The sequence below is a fragment of the Novosphingobium arvoryzae genome, assembly GCF_014652615.1.
Lineage (GTDB): Bacteria > Pseudomonadota > Alphaproteobacteria > Sphingomonadales > Sphingomonadaceae > Novosphingobium > Novosphingobium arvoryzae.
The window spans coordinates 1-591 of sequence record NZ_BMZD01000027.1; the positions used below are offsets into that span (position 1 = coordinate 1).

The window sequence follows — 591 nt, forward strand, 5'->3', positions numbered from 1 at the left end:
CGGGAGCCTCGCTGGTCCGGCCGTCCACGGTCAGGCTGTCGACGTTCCAGTGGACGCCGGTGACGGGCGCCGCGGAGCCCTGGCCGACGGAGCCGCTGCCCGCCTCGCTGCCACAGGCCACCAGGAGCGGGAACAGGGTCAGGGCGCTGAGCGCCAGTCGCTGCTTGTCCATGGCGGTGGGACGGGTGGGACGAAGGGCCGGTTCCCCGCGCGGGCAGGCCTCATTGCATGAGGGGCAGCAGGCCGTCCAGGTCGGCGCGCTCGCCGCTCGCGCTGACCCGTGCCTCCCGTACGGCCGTCTTCCAGTCCTCGCGTCCCGTGGCGAGCCGGATCCAGGTCAGCGGGTCGGTCTCGACGACGTTGGGCGGGGTGCCGCGGGTGTGCCGCGGCCCCTCGACGCACTGCACGACGGCGTACGGCGGCACGCGCACCTCCGTGGAGGCCCCGGGTGCCTTGACCGCGAGCGCGTCGGCGAGCAGCCGGGTGCAGGCGGCGAGGGCCTGGCGGTCGTAGGGGACGTCGAGGCCCGGCACGGCGGCGTTCAGGTCGTCGGTGTGGACGACGAGTTCGACGGTGCGGGTCACCAGGTAG

Annotated in this window: 1 protein-coding gene; it reads right to left on the reverse strand. The window is 74.8% G+C overall.

The window, feature by feature from the left end:
* Positions 1-221: 221 nt before the first annotated feature.
* Positions 222-591: sterol carrier family protein (locus IE113_RS16165; RefSeq protein ID WP_229822720.1), on the reverse strand; the 370-nt coding region annotated here is incomplete at its 5' end.